The organism is Psychromonas ingrahamii 37 (assembly GCF_000015285.1).
In the GTDB taxonomy this organism is placed as follows: Bacteria; Pseudomonadota; Gammaproteobacteria; order Enterobacterales; family Psychromonadaceae; genus Psychromonas; species Psychromonas ingrahamii.
On record NC_008709.1, the window covers coordinates 4,243,296 to 4,260,215 of the forward strand.

General features: G+C 42.5%; 15 protein-coding genes. 5 read left to right on the top strand and 10 right to left on the bottom strand.

Annotation, left to right across the window (positions count from 1 at the left end; all coding sequences use genetic code 11):
• Window positions 1-3: 3 nt before the first annotated feature.
• Window positions 4-144: a hypothetical protein gene (locus PING_RS20800; protein ID WP_157035404.1), complete on the bottom strand. Its 141-nt coding sequence runs from the start codon at window positions 142-144 to the stop codon at window positions 4-6.
• A 141-nt stretch (window positions 145-285) separates the two neighbouring features.
• Here PING_RS20800 and PING_RS17745 point away from each other — a divergent pair, with 141 nt between their 5' ends.
• From PING_RS17745 to PING_RS17765, 5 genes are all read left to right on the top strand, one after another.
• A complete protein-coding gene (locus PING_RS17745) occupies window positions 286-723 on the top strand; it encodes a copper chaperone PCu(A)C (protein WP_011771668.1) in 438 nt (145 codons plus the stop codon).
• Between the two features lie 36 nt (window positions 724-759).
• A complete protein-coding gene (locus tag PING_RS17750) occupies window positions 760-1,389 on the top strand; it encodes a TIGR04219 family outer membrane beta-barrel protein (RefSeq protein ID WP_011771669.1) in 630 nt (209 codons plus the stop codon).
• Window positions 1,390-1,623: 234 nt separating this feature from the next.
• Window positions 1,624-3,426, top strand: coding sequence for an assimilatory sulfite reductase (NADPH) flavoprotein subunit (locus tag PING_RS17755; protein ID WP_011771670.1), 1,803 nt, complete (start codon window positions 1,624-1,626; stop codon window positions 3,424-3,426).
• Window positions 3,426-5,114 carry an assimilatory sulfite reductase (NADPH) hemoprotein subunit gene (gene cysI, locus PING_RS17760; RefSeq protein ID WP_011771671.1) on the top strand — a complete coding sequence of 563 codons (1,689 nt, stop codon included), beginning with the start codon at window positions 3,426-3,428 and terminating at the stop codon, window positions 5,112-5,114. The genes PING_RS17755 and cysI overlap by 1 nt, the downstream gene beginning before the upstream one ends.
• Window positions 5,107-5,871 (top strand): phosphoadenylyl-sulfate reductase, encoded by a 765-nt coding sequence (locus PING_RS17765; RefSeq protein ID WP_011771672.1) that lies wholly within the window; start codon window positions 5,107-5,109, stop codon window positions 5,869-5,871. The genes cysI and PING_RS17765 overlap by 8 nt, the downstream gene beginning before the upstream one ends.
• Before the next feature lie 287 nt (window positions 5,872-6,158).
• Here PING_RS17765 and tuf read toward each other — a convergent pair whose 3' ends face one another.
• The 9 genes from tuf to rpoC form a co-directional block, all read right to left on the bottom strand.
• Window positions 6,159-7,343, bottom strand: a complete 1,185-nt coding sequence (gene tuf / locus PING_RS17770; RefSeq protein ID WP_011771673.1) for an elongation factor Tu — start codon at window positions 7,341-7,343, stop codon at window positions 6,159-6,161.
• A 74-nt stretch (window positions 7,344-7,417) separates the two neighbouring features.
• On the bottom strand, window positions 7,418-9,511 hold the full coding sequence (gene fusA / locus PING_RS17775; protein ID WP_011771674.1) for an elongation factor G: 2,094 nt from the start codon (window positions 9,509-9,511) through the stop codon (window positions 7,418-7,420).
• A 72-nt stretch (window positions 9,512-9,583) separates the two neighbouring features.
• Window positions 9,584-10,054, bottom strand: a complete 471-nt coding sequence (gene rpsG / locus PING_RS17780) for a 30S ribosomal protein S7 (protein WP_011771675.1) — start codon at window positions 10,052-10,054, stop codon at window positions 9,584-9,586.
• Between the two features lie 83 nt (window positions 10,055-10,137).
• Window positions 10,138-10,512: a 30S ribosomal protein S12 gene (gene rpsL / locus PING_RS17785; protein WP_011771676.1), complete on the bottom strand. Its 375-nt coding sequence runs from the start codon at window positions 10,510-10,512 to the stop codon at window positions 10,138-10,140.
• Window positions 10,513-10,716: 204 nt separating this feature from the next.
• On the bottom strand, window positions 10,717-11,007 hold the full coding sequence (gene tusB, locus PING_RS17790; RefSeq protein ID WP_011771677.1) for a sulfurtransferase complex subunit TusB: 291 nt from the start codon (window positions 11,005-11,007) through the stop codon (window positions 10,717-10,719).
• A 164-nt stretch (window positions 11,008-11,171) separates the two neighbouring features.
• A complete protein-coding gene (tusC, locus tag PING_RS17795; RefSeq protein ID WP_011771678.1) occupies window positions 11,172-11,534 on the bottom strand; it encodes a sulfurtransferase complex subunit TusC in 363 nt (120 codons plus the stop codon).
• 18 nt (window positions 11,535-11,552) lie between these two features.
• Window positions 11,553-11,954 carry a sulfurtransferase complex subunit TusD gene (gene tusD, locus PING_RS17800; RefSeq protein WP_011771679.1) on the bottom strand — a complete coding sequence of 134 codons (402 nt, stop codon included), beginning with the start codon at window positions 11,952-11,954 and terminating at the stop codon, window positions 11,553-11,555.
• Between the two features lie 103 nt (window positions 11,955-12,057).
• The gene (locus PING_RS17805; RefSeq protein ID WP_011771680.1) at window positions 12,058-12,447 is read right to left on the bottom strand and encodes a RidA family protein; all 390 of its coding nucleotides are present in this window, start codon (window positions 12,445-12,447) and stop codon (window positions 12,058-12,060) included.
• Between the two features lie 203 nt (window positions 12,448-12,650).
• A complete protein-coding gene (gene rpoC / locus PING_RS17810) occupies window positions 12,651-16,871 on the bottom strand; it encodes a DNA-directed RNA polymerase subunit beta' (RefSeq protein ID WP_011771681.1) in 4,221 nt (1,406 codons plus the stop codon).
• Between the last annotated feature and the right edge of the window lie 49 nt (window positions 16,872-16,920).

A 16,920-nucleotide genomic window follows, 5' to 3' on the forward strand; every position in this document is an offset into this window, starting at 1 on the left:
TGACTAAATGACCAGATGACCATCAATGCAAAGTTCAGGAATCTGGCTTTGCATTTTTTCTAAATAAATAAGGCGTTTTATGTTCGAGCTCGGCGCATTATTACTGTCAGCCTTAGTACTGTTTATGTTTGGACTATCGGTCATAAGCTTAATCGTCATTGTAATTATTATGATCTTAAGTTTTATTTTATTAAATACTTTATCATTGATCTTTAAATTTGGTCTGTGGATAATATTCGCTGTCGCTATCTATTATCTTTTTTTCGCCAAAAATAAGGACTCTTAATGAAAACCTTCATTTCACTATTCGCCGCCGGACTATTACTGATAAGCTCACAACTGTTTGCCGCCACATTAACCGTTGGAGATCTTTATATTCGAGCGACACCGCCTAACAGCAAAAACAGCGCGGCCTTTATGGTCATAAAAAATACAGATAAAAAAGACATTAAACTGATTGCAGCCGGCAGTGATATCGCAGATCGTGTCGAGTTACATGAGCATGTGATGGATAACGGTTTAATGAAAATGCGTCAGGTTAAAGAGATTATTATCAAAACTAAAAGCTCGGTTAAATTGCAACCAGGCGGTTATCATGTAATGTTTCTTAATCTAAAACAGCCTCTTAAAGAAGGCGCATCAGTGAAACTGTCTTTATTTTTTGATAATGGCCAGCAGCTGACTTTTGAAGCACCTATTAAAAAAATTAAAATGCAAAAATAATACACCTAAAACCAATAACAACAATAAGGGAATATAATGAAAAAACAGATCGCTACCGCTATTATCGCCAGTCTTATGTGCATGCCGAGCATCGCCCTGATAGATATATACACGGGTATTGATTACCGCACAACGACGACTAGCCAGTCTTTTTCAGGTACGGATCAAGATCTGAAAGACACCAACAATTTGTCTGGTTATCTTGCGATCGAACATTTCATCCCTCTGTTACCCAATGCAAAAATTAAATATTCAGACTTAAGCACTAAAAAAAGCACAGATTCAAGCAGCACAGATGGTTCGACTAGAAATGCTATTTTGTATTATCAACTTTTTGATAACGGACTGTTTCAGTTTGATTTAGGCTTGGCATATACACGTGTGGAAGCTGATTTTCAAAATTTGACATCAGACCTAGCTCAAGCATATGGTGCAGCAAAATTATTCGTTCCCGGTACGGGCATACATGCTTTTACAGAAGTAATCAACGGCTCGCTAACAGATGATAAAGCAACTGATGCACAGTTCGGGCTGGCTTATACTTTCAACCCGGATTCAATTGTAGATATCGCGGTGCGCGCGGGTTACCGTTTTCAGGATGCAACTATAGGTGAATTCAAGCAGGAAGATAAAGGCCTCTTCGCAGGATTAGCACTGCACTTCTAAGCTTAAAGAAAAAATTTAAATTAAAAAAAGGGATTGCAACTCAGCTTTGCAGCCCCTTTTATTAATAAGATACTGATAAAAAAGAGCAACAAAACAGCATTCCTGAACCCGCCCTAGAATAAGCCTCTTCCTTAAATTCTATTTTGTTATAAAAAATCAGATTTTAATCTTTCGCCATTGCCAAATAAGACCGTAGTATATCTGCATACTTAATGGAATTATGGAAATAGCAACATGGCTTTTAACAATATCTCGGCCTTAACTTCTCCTTTATCTGAGTTGCAGTTATCACATCTGCAACAGGCGACGACTGATTTAACCCCAGTGCAGACAGCCTGGATAAGCGGCTATCTCGCCGGTATAAGCCAGACCCCGGCAACCGTCGAAACCGTCGAAACGGCTGTTAGCTCGGGCCAACACCTGACCATATTATTTGGCTCACAAACGGGCAATTGTAAAGGTGTTGCAGAGCAATTGGCGGATCAGGCAGCTGCTAAAGGTATCACGCATACTTTAATTTCTATGGCTGATTATAAGGTTAAAAATATTAAAGATGAAAGTCATCTTATTGTTGTGGTAAGTACCAACGGTGAAGGTGAAGCACCGGATGATGCTATTGATTTGCATGAATTTTTAGCGACTAAAAAAGCGCCAAAATTAGACAACTTAAAGTTTGCGGTATTGGCGCTTGGTGATTCAAGTTACGAATTTTTCTGTCAAACAGGGAAAGATTTTGATCAACGTTTAGCTGCGCTTGGGGCAACGGCTATTGTCGATCGCTTAGATGCCGATATCGATTACGAGCAACAGACCCCGGGGTGGTTCGAAAAAGTATTAAATAAAGTTGAACAAACACTTGAAAAAGGCGGTTTTGTAGCCCCCTCTAAAGCCACACTCGAAACCCCTTTAAGTGTCAATAAATATGACAAGAAGAGCCCTTTTGCAGCGAGTTTGCTAACCAGTCAAAAAATTACCGGTGCCCGCTCTGCAAAAGATGTCCGCCATATTGAAATTGATTTAGAAGGCTCAGATCTGCATTATAAAGTGGGTGATGCATTGGGGGTTTGGTTTGAAAACGATCCACAGTTGGTTGATGCATTAATCAAAAAACTTAAACTGGATCCGCAAGAGCAAGTTAAGATAGATGATAAAAATATTTCCTTAAAACAGGCGTTAACTGAATCCTTCGAGTTAACCGCTACCCATCCGGCTTTTGTAGAAGGTTATGCCAAGTTAACCAAGAACAAAAAATTATTGACCCTAGCTGAAGATAAAAATAAATTACGTGATTTTGCTAATACGCATCAAATTATTGATGTGCTCAGCAAAAAAGGCAGTAAAGCTGTTACTGCTGAAAAATTTGTGACTTTACTGCGCCACCTCAGTCCGCGTTTATATTCAATCGCCTCAAGCCAAGCTGAAGTCGAGCAGGAGGTACATCTTACGGTTGCTGCACTGACATTTGAGAATGAAGAGGGTGAAGTGCGCCAAGGTGGTGCTTCAGGATTCCTCGCGCATCGTTTGCAGGAAGGTCAACAAGTAAAGGTGTTTATCGAAGATAATCATAACTTCCGTTTACCCAGCAACCCGGAAACACCTGTTATTATGGTTGGACCTGGCACCGGTATTGCACCTTTCCGCGCATTTTTGCAGGAACGTGATGCAACGGAGGCAACGGGTAAAAACTGGTTGTTTTTCGGCGAGCAAACTTTCACTGAAGATTTTTTATATCAAACAGAATGGCAAGGTTTCTTAAAATCAGGTTTATTAACAAATCTGGATTTAGCTTTCTCTCGCGACCAAGCTGAGAAAATTTACGTTCAGGATCGCCTTAAAGAACATGCCCATGAAATTTATCAATGGTTACAGGAAGGTGCACATTTTTATGTCTGCGGTGATGCCAACCGGATGGCCAAAGATGTCCAACAAACATTAATCGAAATTATCGGCTCTCAAGGCAAGAAAAGCCTCGAAGATGCAGAGCAATATTTAACTGAATTACGTCAAGCAAAACGCTACCAAAGGGATGTCTACTAATGAGCAAGAAATTACACGATAACGAACGTATTAAAATTGAAAGTAACTTTCTTCGCGGTAAATTAGTGGAAGGACTGAATGATAATACTACCGGTGCCTTTATACCTGATGATGTTCAGTTGGTTAAGTTTCATGGTTTATATCAACAGGATCATCGCGACTATCGCGCTGAGCGTAAAAAACAGAAATTAGAGCCTTTATACTCTTTTCTGTTGCGCGCCCGTTTACCCGGTGGGGTTGTTACTCCACAGCAGTTATTAGAGATTGACCGGATTGCCAGTGAATTAACCGATGCCGGCAGTATCCGCTTGACCACCCGTCAAACGTTCCAGTATCACGGCATCTATAAACGCAATCTAAAGTCAGTTTTTCAGGAACTTAAGTTCAAAGCGAACATTGATTCTATCTTTACGGCGGGTGATGTTAACCGTAATGTTATTTGTACCTCTAACCCAATGCAGTCTGAACTGCATGCAGAGGTATATGACTGGTCGACGAAAATAAGTGAAATGTTATTACCCCACAGTAATGCCTTTGCTGAAATTTGGTTAGACGGTGAAAAAGTGCATGAAACCGAACAAGAACCAATTTATGGCGAAACCATGTTACCGCGTAAATTTAAAACAACCGTTGTTTTGCCTCCCTTTAACGATGTGGATGTGCACGCCAATGATCTTAACTTTGTGGCGATCGTTGAAAACGAAAAAATAGTGGGTTTTAACGTATTAGTGGGTGGTGGTTTAGGAATAACCCACGGTGATAAAACTACTTTCCCGCGTAAAGCAGATGATTTTGGGTTTATTGCGGCAGAAGATATTTTAGAAATTGCCAAGGCAGTGGTCACCACCCAACGTGATTTAGGTGGACGTACTAGCCGTTCTCACGCACGTACAAAATACACTTTAGAAACTCATGGTGTAGAAAAATTTAAGGGTGAAGTGGAATCACGCTCTGGCATTAAATTTTTGCCATCACGCCCCTATGAATTTACCGAACGAGGCGATCGCATCGGTTGGATAAAAGGGACAGATAAGAAATGGCATTTAACAGTATTTATTGAAAATGGCCGTATTCTGGATTACCCGGGTAAACCGCTTAAATCCGGTTTAGTTGAAATTGCAAAAGTTCATCAGGGTGATTTCCGCATGACAGCGAATCAAAACCTGATCATTGCTAGTGTACCGGAATCTGAAAAAGAAAAAATTGAAGCATTGGCGCGTAAATGCGGTCTGATCAATGATGCTCACTCTAAGCAGCGTTTTAATTCTATGGCCTGTGTAGCATTACCGACCTGCCCGCTGGCGATGGCGGAAGCTGAGCGCTACCTGCCGGGGTTAGTCACGGATGTGGAGGCATTGCTCACTAAGCATGGTATTGGCGACGACCATATTATTTTAAGGGTGACGGGTTGCCCGAATGGTTGTGCTCGTCCTCTGCTTGCTGAAGTCGGCTTAATAGGTAAAGCGCCGGGCCGTTATAACCTTTATCTTGGCGGTAATACCAACGGTACCCGCTTGCCTAAGATGTACAAAGAAAATATTGATGAAGCAGCCATTATAATGACCATGGATGAGTTAATTGGTCGTTGGGCAAATGAGCGTGAAAGCGGTGAATGTTTTGGTGATTTTGTTATCCGCGCTGCTATCATAGCTGAAGTTATTATCGCTTCTAAGGATTTTCATGACTAACAGATTGAATCTAACCCAGCTACTTAGTTTAGATAAAGCGCAACAGACTGAAGCCTTACAAGAAGCCAATGACCTGCTTGAAAATAAAACCGCCCGTGAACGCGTTGAATGGGCGATTGAACACCTTGAAAGTGAATTTGTTTTATCGTCAAGTTTTGGCATTCAGGCAGCTGTCTGCCTGCATTTAATTACTCAGGTAAAAGCGGATACGCCGATTATTTTAACAGATACGGGTTATCTGTTTCCGGAGACCTATCGGTTTATTGATGCGTTAACTGAAAAATTAAATCTGAACTTGAAAACGTATCGTGCCGAGCACAGCAGTGCCTGGCAGGAAGCACGCTATGGTAAATTATGGGAGCAGGGTGTTGATGGCTTAACTCAGTACAACTTAATCAATAAAGTTGAACCAATGAAACGCGCGCTTAAGGATCTTAATGCAAAAACCTGGTTTTCGGGTTTACGCCGCTCGCAAGCATCCAGTCGTGGAAAACTGCCTGTATTAAGTATTCAAAATGGTTGTTTTAAGTTTTTACCTATTATTGATTGGAGTAATAAAGACGTTCATTACTATCTCAGCGATCATGGTCTTGAGTACCACCCTCTTTGGGAGCAAGGTTATGTTTCGGTGGGCGATGTGCAAACGTCTCAACCTCTGGGAGCTGGCATGAGCGAAGAAGAAACACGCTTCTTTGGTTTGAAACGCGAATGCGGACTGCATGAAGATGATGTAGAAGAGCAAGGAAGTGGGATTTAGAAAACAGGAAGGCTTGAAGGCTGTCAGCTGTCAGCCGAAAGCCATCAGCTCGAAGCGTTACCGCCATAACACAACATTTTAAAACGCCTTAACTGGCGTTTTTTTAGCGCTGCAATAAGGACAGCTATCAGTCATCAGCAGACAGCCAATAGCCGATAGCTGAAGACCGACAGCTCGTAGCTCGACAGCTGAAAGCAGAAGACTGACAGCTTTCTCATTTTCCTTCACGCATAAAAAAAGAGAGCCTAAGCTCTCTTTCTTGCATTGTTCAATCTAAGGAGTAAAAATTACTCGATGATTTTAGAAACAACACCAGCACCTACAGTACGGCCACCTTCACGGATAGCAAAACGTAGACCTTCATCCATAGCAACTGGACCAATTAAGTCAACAACAAACTTAAGGTTATCACCAGGCATTACCATTTCAACACCTTCAGGAAGCTCAACAGCACCTGTGATGTCTGTTGTACGGAAGAAGAACTGTGGACGGTAACCTTTAAAGAAAGGAGTGTGACGACCACCCTCATCTTTACTTAGGATGTACACTTCGCCTTCAAATTTAGTGTGTGGCTTGATTGAACCAGGTTTAGCAAGAACTTGACCACGTTCAACGTCATCACGTTTAGTACCACGTAAAAGGATACCAACGTTCTCACCAGCACGACCTTCGTCAAGCAGTTTACGGAACATCTCAACACCAGTACAAGTAGTTTTAACTGTTGGACGTAGACCAATGATTTCAACTTCTTGACCAACTTTGATGATACCGCGCTCAACACGACCAGTAACAACAGTACCACGACCAGCAATTGAGAATACATCTTCAATTGGTAGGATGAATGGTTTGTCGATATCACGCTCAGGAAGCGGGATATAAGTATCAAGAGCGTCAGCAAGTTCCATAACTTTAGCTTCCCATACTGGGTCGCCTTCAAGTGCTTTAAGAGCAGAACCCTGGATAACTGGTAAGTCATCACCTGGGAAGTCATATTCAGAAAGAAGTTCACGAACTTCCATTTCTACTAGTTCAAGTAGCTCTTCATCATCAACCATGTCACATTTGTTCATGAACACGATTAAGTGAGGAACACCAACTTGACGAGAAAGTAGGATGTGCTCACGCGTTTGTGGCATAGGACCATCAGTTGCAGCAACAACAAGGATACCAGCATCCATTTGTGCAGCACCAGTGATCATGTTTTTAACGTAATCGGCGTGTCCAGGACAGTCTACGTGTGCATAATGACGCGTATCAGTATCGTACTCGATGTGAGAGGTATTGATTGTAATACCACGTTCGCGCTCTTCAGGTGCGTTATCGATAGATGCGAAATCTTTAACTTCACCGCCGTGTGCTTTAGTTAAAACAGCAGAGATAGCAGCTGTTAGCGTTGTTTTACCATGATCGACGTGGCCGATTGTACCAACGTTTAGATGTGGTTTTTTACGTTCAAATTTTGCTTTAGACACAGTGTGTACCTTCTTTATCAGTTAATACCTCTCCACATGCCATCACATGGAAAGATGATAGTTTAATTTATTTTTTATTTCGCTTCAATAATTGCGTTAGCTATTTTTTTAGGCGCGTCCGCATATTCTGAAAACTCCATTGAATAAGATGCGCGTCCCTGAGTTGCCGAGCGTAATGCGGTTGCATAACCGAACATCTCAGCAAGCGGTACTTTAGCATGCACGATTTTAACGCCGCCAAGGCCATCATCCATACCTTCAATCATACCGCGGCGACGACTAAGGTCACCCACAACATCACCCATCCAATCTTCCGGCGTAGTTACTTCAACATTCATAACAGGCTCAAGAATAGTCGCATCAGCTTGTAATGCCCCGTTTCTAAAGCCTATCATACCTGCAATCTTAAATGCCATCTCACTTGAGTCAACTTCATGGAATGAACCATCAAATAAAGTCACTCGCACATCCAGCATTGGGTATCCAGCAAGCACACCTTGGTTCATTTGTTCTTCACAGCCTTTGCTAACGGCCGGGATATATTCCTTTGGAATAGTTTTTCCGACAATTTCGTTAACAAATTCAAAGCCAGAACCTGGTTTAAGCGGTTCAAGTTTAAGATGGACATGCCCATAATGGCTAGGTCCTTCGCCCTGACGAATAAATTTCCCTTCCACTGAAACCGTTTTACGGATAGTTTCTCGATACGCTACTTGTGGATGACCCACGTTACAGTTCACACCAAACTCACGACGCATACGATCCACGATAATATCCAGGTGAAGTTCACCCATACCGGAGATCAGGATCTGCCCGGATTCCTCATTCGTTTCAACACGGAAAGAGGGATCTTCAGCAGCCAGCTTCTCTAATGCGATAGTCAGTTTATCTTGGTCGGCCTTCGTTCTAGGCTCAACCGCGATTTGAATTACCGGTTCAGGAAACTCCATGCGCTCAAGAATCACTTTATGCTCAGGAGAACAAAGCGTATCGCCCGTAGTAACATCTTTAAGGCCGATTGCAGCAGCGATATCACCGGCGCGCACCTCTTTGATCTCTTTACGGTCATTGGCATGCATCTGAACGATACGGCCAAAACGCTCTTTCTTCATTTTCACTGAGTTATAAACATGATCCCCTGAATTAACCACCCCTGAATATACGCGCATAAATGTTAACGTTCCCACAAAGGGATCCGTTGCAATTTTAAACGCCAATGCAGCAAAGGGAGCTTCATCAGTCGCTGGACATTCAACTTCATTCTCTTTTTCATCCATGCCTTTAATTGCGGCAACTTCCGAAGGAGAAGGAAGAAAGTCAATAACAGCATCTAACACCGACTGCACACCTTTATTTTTAAAAGCGCTGCCGCAGGTTGCCAGTACAATTTCATTGTTTAACGTACGGATACGTAAACCAGCTTTGATTTCCTCGATAGAAAGAGCACCTTCTTCAAGGTATTTTTCCGTCAGAAAGTCGTTTGCTTCAGCCGCTACTTCTACAAGTTCTTCGTGCAGTTGCTCTGCACGCTCCTGTAGATCAGCTGGAATGTCGTAATATTCAAAGGTCATTCCCTGATCTGTATCGATCCAATTAATCGCCTTCATTTTAATCAGGTCGATGACACCTTTAAACTCATCTTCTGCCCCAATATTCAAATGAATTGGAACACAAATTGCGCCTAAACGAGCTTGGATTTGTGCAACTACAGCTTCAAAATCAGCACCTGTCCGATCCATCTTATTCACAAATACAATACGCGGAACGTGGTATTTGTTAGCTTGACGCCAAACGGTTTCTGATTGAGGTTCAACACCGGACAAGGCGCAAAACACCACAACCGCACCATCTAAGACTCGTAATGAACGTTCAACTTCGATAGTGAAATCAACATGTCCTGGAGTATCAATAATATTGATACGGTGTTGTTCGTACTGTCCCTGCATGCCTGACCAGAATGTCGTCGTCGCGGCGGAGGTAATAGTGATACCACGCTCCTGCTCCTGCTCCATCCAGTCCATTGTTGCTGCACCATTATGTACCTCACCCATTTTGTGAGATACACCTGTGTAGAACAATACACGCTCTGTCGTTGTTGTTTTACCCGCATCGACATGAGCAACAATGCCAATGTTTCGGTAGCGCTCGATAGGAGTTGTACGTGACAAAATGATGTCCTTTTAAATATAACTAAACTTTTATCGAAACGAAAAGCACAAGCAAAAGCTTGTGCTAGATTCCTACCAGCGGTAGTGAGCAAACGCTTTGTTAGCGTCAGCCATACGGTGAACGTCTTCACGTTTCTTAACCGCAGAACCTTTATTGTCAGATGCATCAACTAGCTCACCAGCTAGACGTAATGCCATTGATTTTTCACCACGCTTACGTGATGCTTCAACTAACCAACGCATTGCTAACGCATTACGACGAGAAGGACGAACTTCTACAGGAACTTGGTATGTTGAACCACCAACACGACGAGATTTAACTTCGACGCTTGGGCGTATATTTTCAAGAGCTACTTCAAAAAGATCCAGTGCAACTTTGCCGCTTTTACTTGCAGCTGCTTCTAATGCACCATATACGATTTTTTCTGCGATAGATTTTTTGCCGTCAACCATTACAACGTTAACGAATTTTGCTAAAACTTCTGATCCGAACTTAGGATCTGGAAGGATTTTACGAGTACCTACGACGCGTCTTCTTGGCATCTTGTTTTCTCCGTGCGCTTCAGGAATTTACCCAAAACATATTAAATAAAATAGTGTTTGTTTGGCCTTACTTACGGAAAAGCTTATGCTTTAGGCCGTTTAGCACCGTACTTAGAACGACCTTTACGACGTGCAGTTACACCAGAAGTATCCAGTGCACCACGTACTGTATGGTAACGAACACCCGGTAAATCTTTTACACGACCGCCACGGATCAAGATTACACTGTGCTCTTGCAGGTTGTGACCTTCACCACCGATGTACGAAGTTACTTCGAAACCGTTAGTTAGACGAACACGAGCAACTTTACGCATTGCCGAGTTAGGTTTTTTTGGAGTAGTTGTATATACACGAGTACATACGCCACGTTTTTGCGGGCAAGCTTCCAGCGCAGGAACGCTAGTTTTTTGAACTTTGTCCTTACGCGGATTGCGTACCAATTGTGAAATTGTTGCCATCTTTAAATAGCTCCTAAAATGTGTGTGTGTGAAAAATCAACCCTTAAATAAGGGTTGCAAGAGTTTACGCTGAATACAAAAGGGAGTCAATAATTAAGCAATTGTGTTTTTGCTCACAAAAGGAGGAAACAGGCTGACAGCTGACGGCTATTGGCTGTCAGTTAAAGACTGACAGCTGACCACTGACGGCCGATAGCTCTACTTTTACCACGCAAGCTGGCTTTTATGCTGAATCACAAGATTGACAAATTGAACATAATCACAGCCTTGACCGATAAGATTGGTCACTCCGCGCGCATCAAGATCAGACTGCAGAACAAACAGACGATTTTGTTGCGCAAGTAATGTTAGTTGCGCAAACTGACCATGCTGAGCATGACTTGCGATAACCGCGTCTTCCATTAATAATAACGAATCTTGTTCAGACAATAGATTTAAACAATTATTAATGGCCAATGTTTGAAAGGGGGATGTTTTTACCGTATGCAATATCATAATTATACCAAATCCATTAATTTTATATTCATTTATACTGGTTAAAATGCATGCTAGCTTCGTAATTGATTTAATAATTAGAACAACTAGTTACTTCAATCAATACCTTGCTTTCATGCATTTTTCCGGCGTCTAAATAGACCACCTAATTAGTGGAATTGGTATTAGAAACTCAGCAATTGATCTTGGACGTTTAATTGTTGTTGTAACTGTTCTTTATTGATAGCTGTTACTTCCACCACCAACATCTCAATGGAGAGTCCCCGCTCGCGAAGCGATCTGTCACAAACATAAATATTTTCCACATCATAGAGTGCCAGCATTTTAAAAAGTGGCTGATAATGTTTCTGCAATATCGCCTCTGGAGCGTGCTTGCTAAGGAGTTGGTATACACCATCATCAATAAAAAAAAGTGACAGTGATTCATTAAATGCCGACATGGCCAATGCCAGATCTAAGGATTCCCGTCCATTTGCCCGACCGTGTGGAGAACTACTATTGATAACACCTACTTTTTTCTCCGCCATTTTATACCCGTTATAATCCTAAAACTGCACTAAACGGTCACAATTTGCACTAAGCTCGGCAAGTTGTCCCAAACCACTTAAAACAAATGGCGCTTGCAGATTAAACTGCGTAAGCCCTAATTGTACAGCCTCTTGCTGATTGATGATACCGCGCCGCAGTGCCGCAGAGACACACACTTCCAAAGGGAATTGATATTCGCCAGCAAGTGCTGCCCACAATGTCGGCAGGTTAATTTCATCGCTCGCCGGACTGACTAACTGACTGGCGTTTAACACCCCTTCCTGATAGAAAAACACACCAGCAATTTGATGTCCCGCCGAAATAGCAGCGGCACAAAATTGATAAGCGCTACTGCCGCTTTCTGTACCATAGGGCGCACCAGATACAACAATTGAAAATTTAATTTTTTGTTGTTCCATTTTAAAACACTCTATTAATAGGTTACAAATTACGAGCTGTCAGTTATCAGCTGTCAGCTGCAAGCCCCGAGTTACGAAGTTCGCAGCTCAAAGCTCAAAATCCTTAAGCTTTACTAATAGCAATCGCTTCAATTTCCACTAAAACATCTTTCGGTAAACGTGCCACTTCAACACAAGCGCGTGCTGGAGAATTCTCTGGGAAGTATTCACTGTAAACAGTATTAAAAGCAGCAAAGTCATTCATATTTTTAATATAACAAGTGGTTTTTATAACACTGCTGGCATCTGCATTTGCTTCTGCTAAAACAGCCATTAAGTTTTCCATTACCTGCTTAGTCTGCTCACTGATCCCGCCTTCCGCTATTTCCATGGTTTCAGGTATTAAAGGGATTTGGCCAGAAGTAAAGACTAACTCGCCAAATTTTACAGCTTGTGAGTATGCACCAATTGCTGCCGGTGATTTTGTTGTGCTTATTATTTGTTTCGTTGTCATCTGTCGATCATCCTTAATAGATTAATTAGTGTGTCTATATATTGGATTAAATAATGAGGAAAAACAATAGGAAAAAGCGATCAGCTGTCAACCAACAGCGATCAGAGGCTAACTGACAGCCGACAGCTAACGGCCGAAAGCTGTATCCCAGATACAAAAAAAAGGTGCCGAAGCACCTTTTTTATAGACGATGAAATTAGTGATTAATCACCAAAATCAACAGCATTTAGCAAGTCAGCTAAGTTTTGTTCAGCTGTACCCGTATCTACAATTGTTTCTTCAACTTTTGGTGCCAGTTCAGCAGCTTTCGCAGCGGCCCTTGCTCTATGATGAGCGAAACCAGTACCGGCAGGAATCAGACGACCAACGATAACATTCTCTTTCAGGCCGTGTAATTGATCACACTTGCCGGCAACAGCAGCTTCCGTAAGAACCCGTGTTGTTTCTTGGAAAGATGCGGCTGAGATAAACGACTCAGTTGCCAGAGATGCTTTCGTGATACCTAATAATTGATAATCAAAAGTAGCAATTGCTTTACCTTCGGCTACCAGGCGGCGGTTTTCAATCACAACACGTGCAACTTCAGCCTGTTCGCCTACTAAGAATGCAGAATCACCATTATCAGTAATTGTACCTTTACGTAGCATTTGGTTAACGATAACTTCAATGTGTTTATCATTAATTTTTACGCCCTGTAAGCGGTAAACTTCCTGTACTTCATTAGTGATGTAGTTAGCAACCGGGCTAATACCACGTAAACGAAGAATATCATGTGGTGATTCAGGACCATCAGAAATAACCTCACCTTTTTCAATCTTCTCACCTTCGAAGATGTTCAGGTGACGCCATTTAGGCACCATTTCTTCATAAGCTTCACCGTTTGCCTGGGTAATAACTAAGCGGCGTTTGCCTTTAGTCTCTTTACCAAATGCAAGCGTACCAGAAACTTCTGCAAGAATGGCTGCATCTTTTGGCGTACGCGCTTCAAACAGATCGGCAACGCGTGGTAAACCACCCGTGATGTCACGTGTTTTTGAGCTTTCTTGAGGAATACGTGCAACCGCATCACCCACTCGTACTTTTGCACCATCTTCAAGACTAACGATGGCGTTTGCAGCAAGTGCATATTGAGCCGCAACATCTGTCCCGGGAATAAACAAGTCATTACCCTGTGGATCGACAAGTTTAACCATCGGACGCAATTCTTTACCAGCATTAGGTCGCTGTGCCGGATCAATAATAACAGTACTTGATAAACCGGTAAATTCATCAGCTTGTTTAGTAATGCTCAGACCTTCGATAAAGTCCAAGAACTGAACAGTACCTTCCACTTCCGTAATAATTGGATGTGTATGCGGGTCCCAGTTAGCGATGATTTCACCAGAGGTGATTTCAGCACCATCTTGTTTCTCAAGAACGGCACCGTAAGGCAGTCTATGGTTTTCTTTAGTACGGCCTAATTTATCAATAATAGTTAATTCTGTTGAACGGGAAGTAACAACTACTTTCTGCTCAGAGTTAATTACAAACTTAGCGTTATGCAGTTTGATTTTACCCGTATTCTTAACCTGAATATTGTTTTCAGAAGCGGCACGAGATGCAGCACCACCGATGTGGAAGGTACGCATTGTAAGCTGTGTTCCTGGCTCACCGATTGATTGCGCTGCCATAACACCGATTGCTTCACCTTGACCGACCATATGGCCACGAGCAAGGTCACGGCCGTAACATTGTGCACAAGCACCAAAGTCTGTTTGACAAGTGATAACTGAACGTACCCAAACTTGGTCAACAGATGCTTCTTCGATAAGGTCACATAGTTTTTCATCAAGCAGAACATTACGGGCAATTAGGACTTCGCCCTTGGTTCCCGGTTTAATGATGTCTTGAGCCACAACACGACCAAGCACACGCTCACGAAGTGCTTCAACAACATCACCACCCTGGATAAGCGGTGTAACTAGCAGACCATCTTCACTACCACAATCTTTTTCAGTGATAACTAGATCTTGCGCGATATCAACAAGACGACGCGTTAGATAACCCGAGTTTGCTGTTTTAAGTGCGGTATCGGCCAGACCTTTACGTGCACCGTGCGTGGAGATAAAGTACTGAAGTACGTTTAGACCTTCACGGAAGTTCGCTGTGATCGGCGTTTCGATGATTGAACCATCGGGTTTAGCCATCAAACCACGCATACCCGCTAACTGACGAATCTGTGCAGCACTACCACGTGCACCTGAGTCGGCCATCATGTAAACGCTGTTAAACGAATCTTGTTGAACTTCTTCACCTTTGCTATTAACAACAGTATCTTTAGAAAGGTTTTCCATCATCGCTTTGGCAACCTGCTCATTCGCACTTGCCCAGATATCGATAACTTTGTTGTAGCGCTCACCGGCAGTTACAAGACCTGCCTGGAACTGTTCGTGAATTTCCTGAACTTCAGCTTCAGCAGCTTCAACTAAGGTTTTCTTAGTAGTAGGAATAACCATATCGTCGATACATACCGAAGCACCTGACAAGGTTGCATATTCAAAACCGGTATACATTAATTGGTCAGCAAAAATAACCGTATGCTTAATACCCAATAGACGGTAACAGGCATTCAGTGCAGTCGATATTTGCTTTTTACCCATGGGTAAATCAACAAGCTCAAAGGGCAGACCTTCTGGCATAATTAACGATAAAATCGCACGGCCAACGGTTGTTTCGATAATATTAGTTGTTTCTGTACGGCTCTTGTCATCAGCAATATGAACTTGTTTCATACGTACTTTAACAATAGCTTGTAAACCAACAGCACCGGCACGATACGCTTTTTCTGCTTCTTTCGCGCTTTGGAACCACATGTCTTCGCCTAATGAATTTATCTTAGAACGAGTCATGTAATAAAGGCCAAGTACAACATCTTGAGAAGGAACAATAATCGGCTCACCATTTGCTGGCGATAGGATGTTATTGGTCGACATCATCAGAGTACGAGCTTCAAGCTGTGCTTCAATAGTTAACGGTACGTGTACCGCCATTTGGTCACCATCGAAATCGGCGTTGTATGCCGCACAAACCAGCGGGTGAAGCTGAATCGCTTTACCTTCAATCAGTACGGGTTCAAATGCCTGGATACCCAATCTGTGCAGTGTGGGTGCACGGTTAAGCAGTACTGGATGTTCGCGAATCACGCCTTCCAGAATGTCCCAAACTTCACCACCTTCACGATCAACAAGCTTTTTAGCCGCTTTAATAGTCGTCGCAAGACCTAATGCTTCCAGTTTTCCGTAAACAAAGGGCTTGAACAGTTCAAGTGCCATTTTCTTAGGAAGACCACACTGGTGTAAACGCAGTGTCGGTCCTACTGTAATTACAGAACGGCCGGAGTAATCTACACGCTTACCGAGTAGATTCTGACGGAAACGACCCTGTTTACCTTTGATCATATCAGCAAGTGATTTCAGAGGACGCTTGTTAGAACCTGTAATAGCACGACCACGACGACCATTGTCTAATAATGCATCCACAGACTCTTGTAACATACGCTTTTCGTTGCGTACGATGATATCTGGCGCCGCTAAATCTAGTAGGCGTTTTAGACGGTTATTACGGTTAATAACACGACGGTATAAGTCATTTAGATCCGATGTCGCAAAACGACCGCCATCAAGTGGCACAAGCGGACGTAAATCCGGCGGAAGCACTGGCAATACAGTCAGGATCATCCACTCGGGTTTGTTTGAAGACTGGTGGAAAGACTCAACCAGTTTCAGACGTTTAGTTAATTTTTTACGCTTAGTCTCAGAGTTAGTAGTCCCCAACTCTTCACGCATTTCAGCAATCTCATGATCGAGATCCAGCTGTTTTAATAGCGAGAAGATAGCTTCTGCGCCCATTACAGCTTCAAACTCATCGCCCCACTGCTCAAGCATGTCTAAATATTCTTCTTCAAGAAGAATTTGACGACGCTCAAGATCTGTCATGCCGGGTTCAACCACCACGAAAGATTCAAAATAGAGGATACGTTCAATATCACGCAGGGTCATATCAAGCATTAAGCCGATACGAGACGGTAATGATTTAAGGAACCAAATGTGAGCGACAGGGGATGCTAATTCGATATGGCCCATACGGTCACGACGAACTTTAGACTGAGTTACCTCAACACCACATTTTTCACAAATAACACCACGATGTTTCAGGCGTTTATACTTGCCACATAAACATTCGTAATCTTTGATTGGACCAAAGATACGCGCACAGAATAAACCTTCACGTTCAGGTTTAAAGGTACGGTAGTTAATTGTTTCTGGTTTTTTAACTTCACCAAATGACCATGAGCGGACCATTTCAGGTGATGCTAAACCAATTTTAATACCATCAAATTCTTTGGTTTTATTTTGCTGCTTTAAAAACTTTAATAAGTCTTTCACGCTACTCTCCCATAGGAGTTAAAACTAGGCGCCTTAATTTTCAAGACGC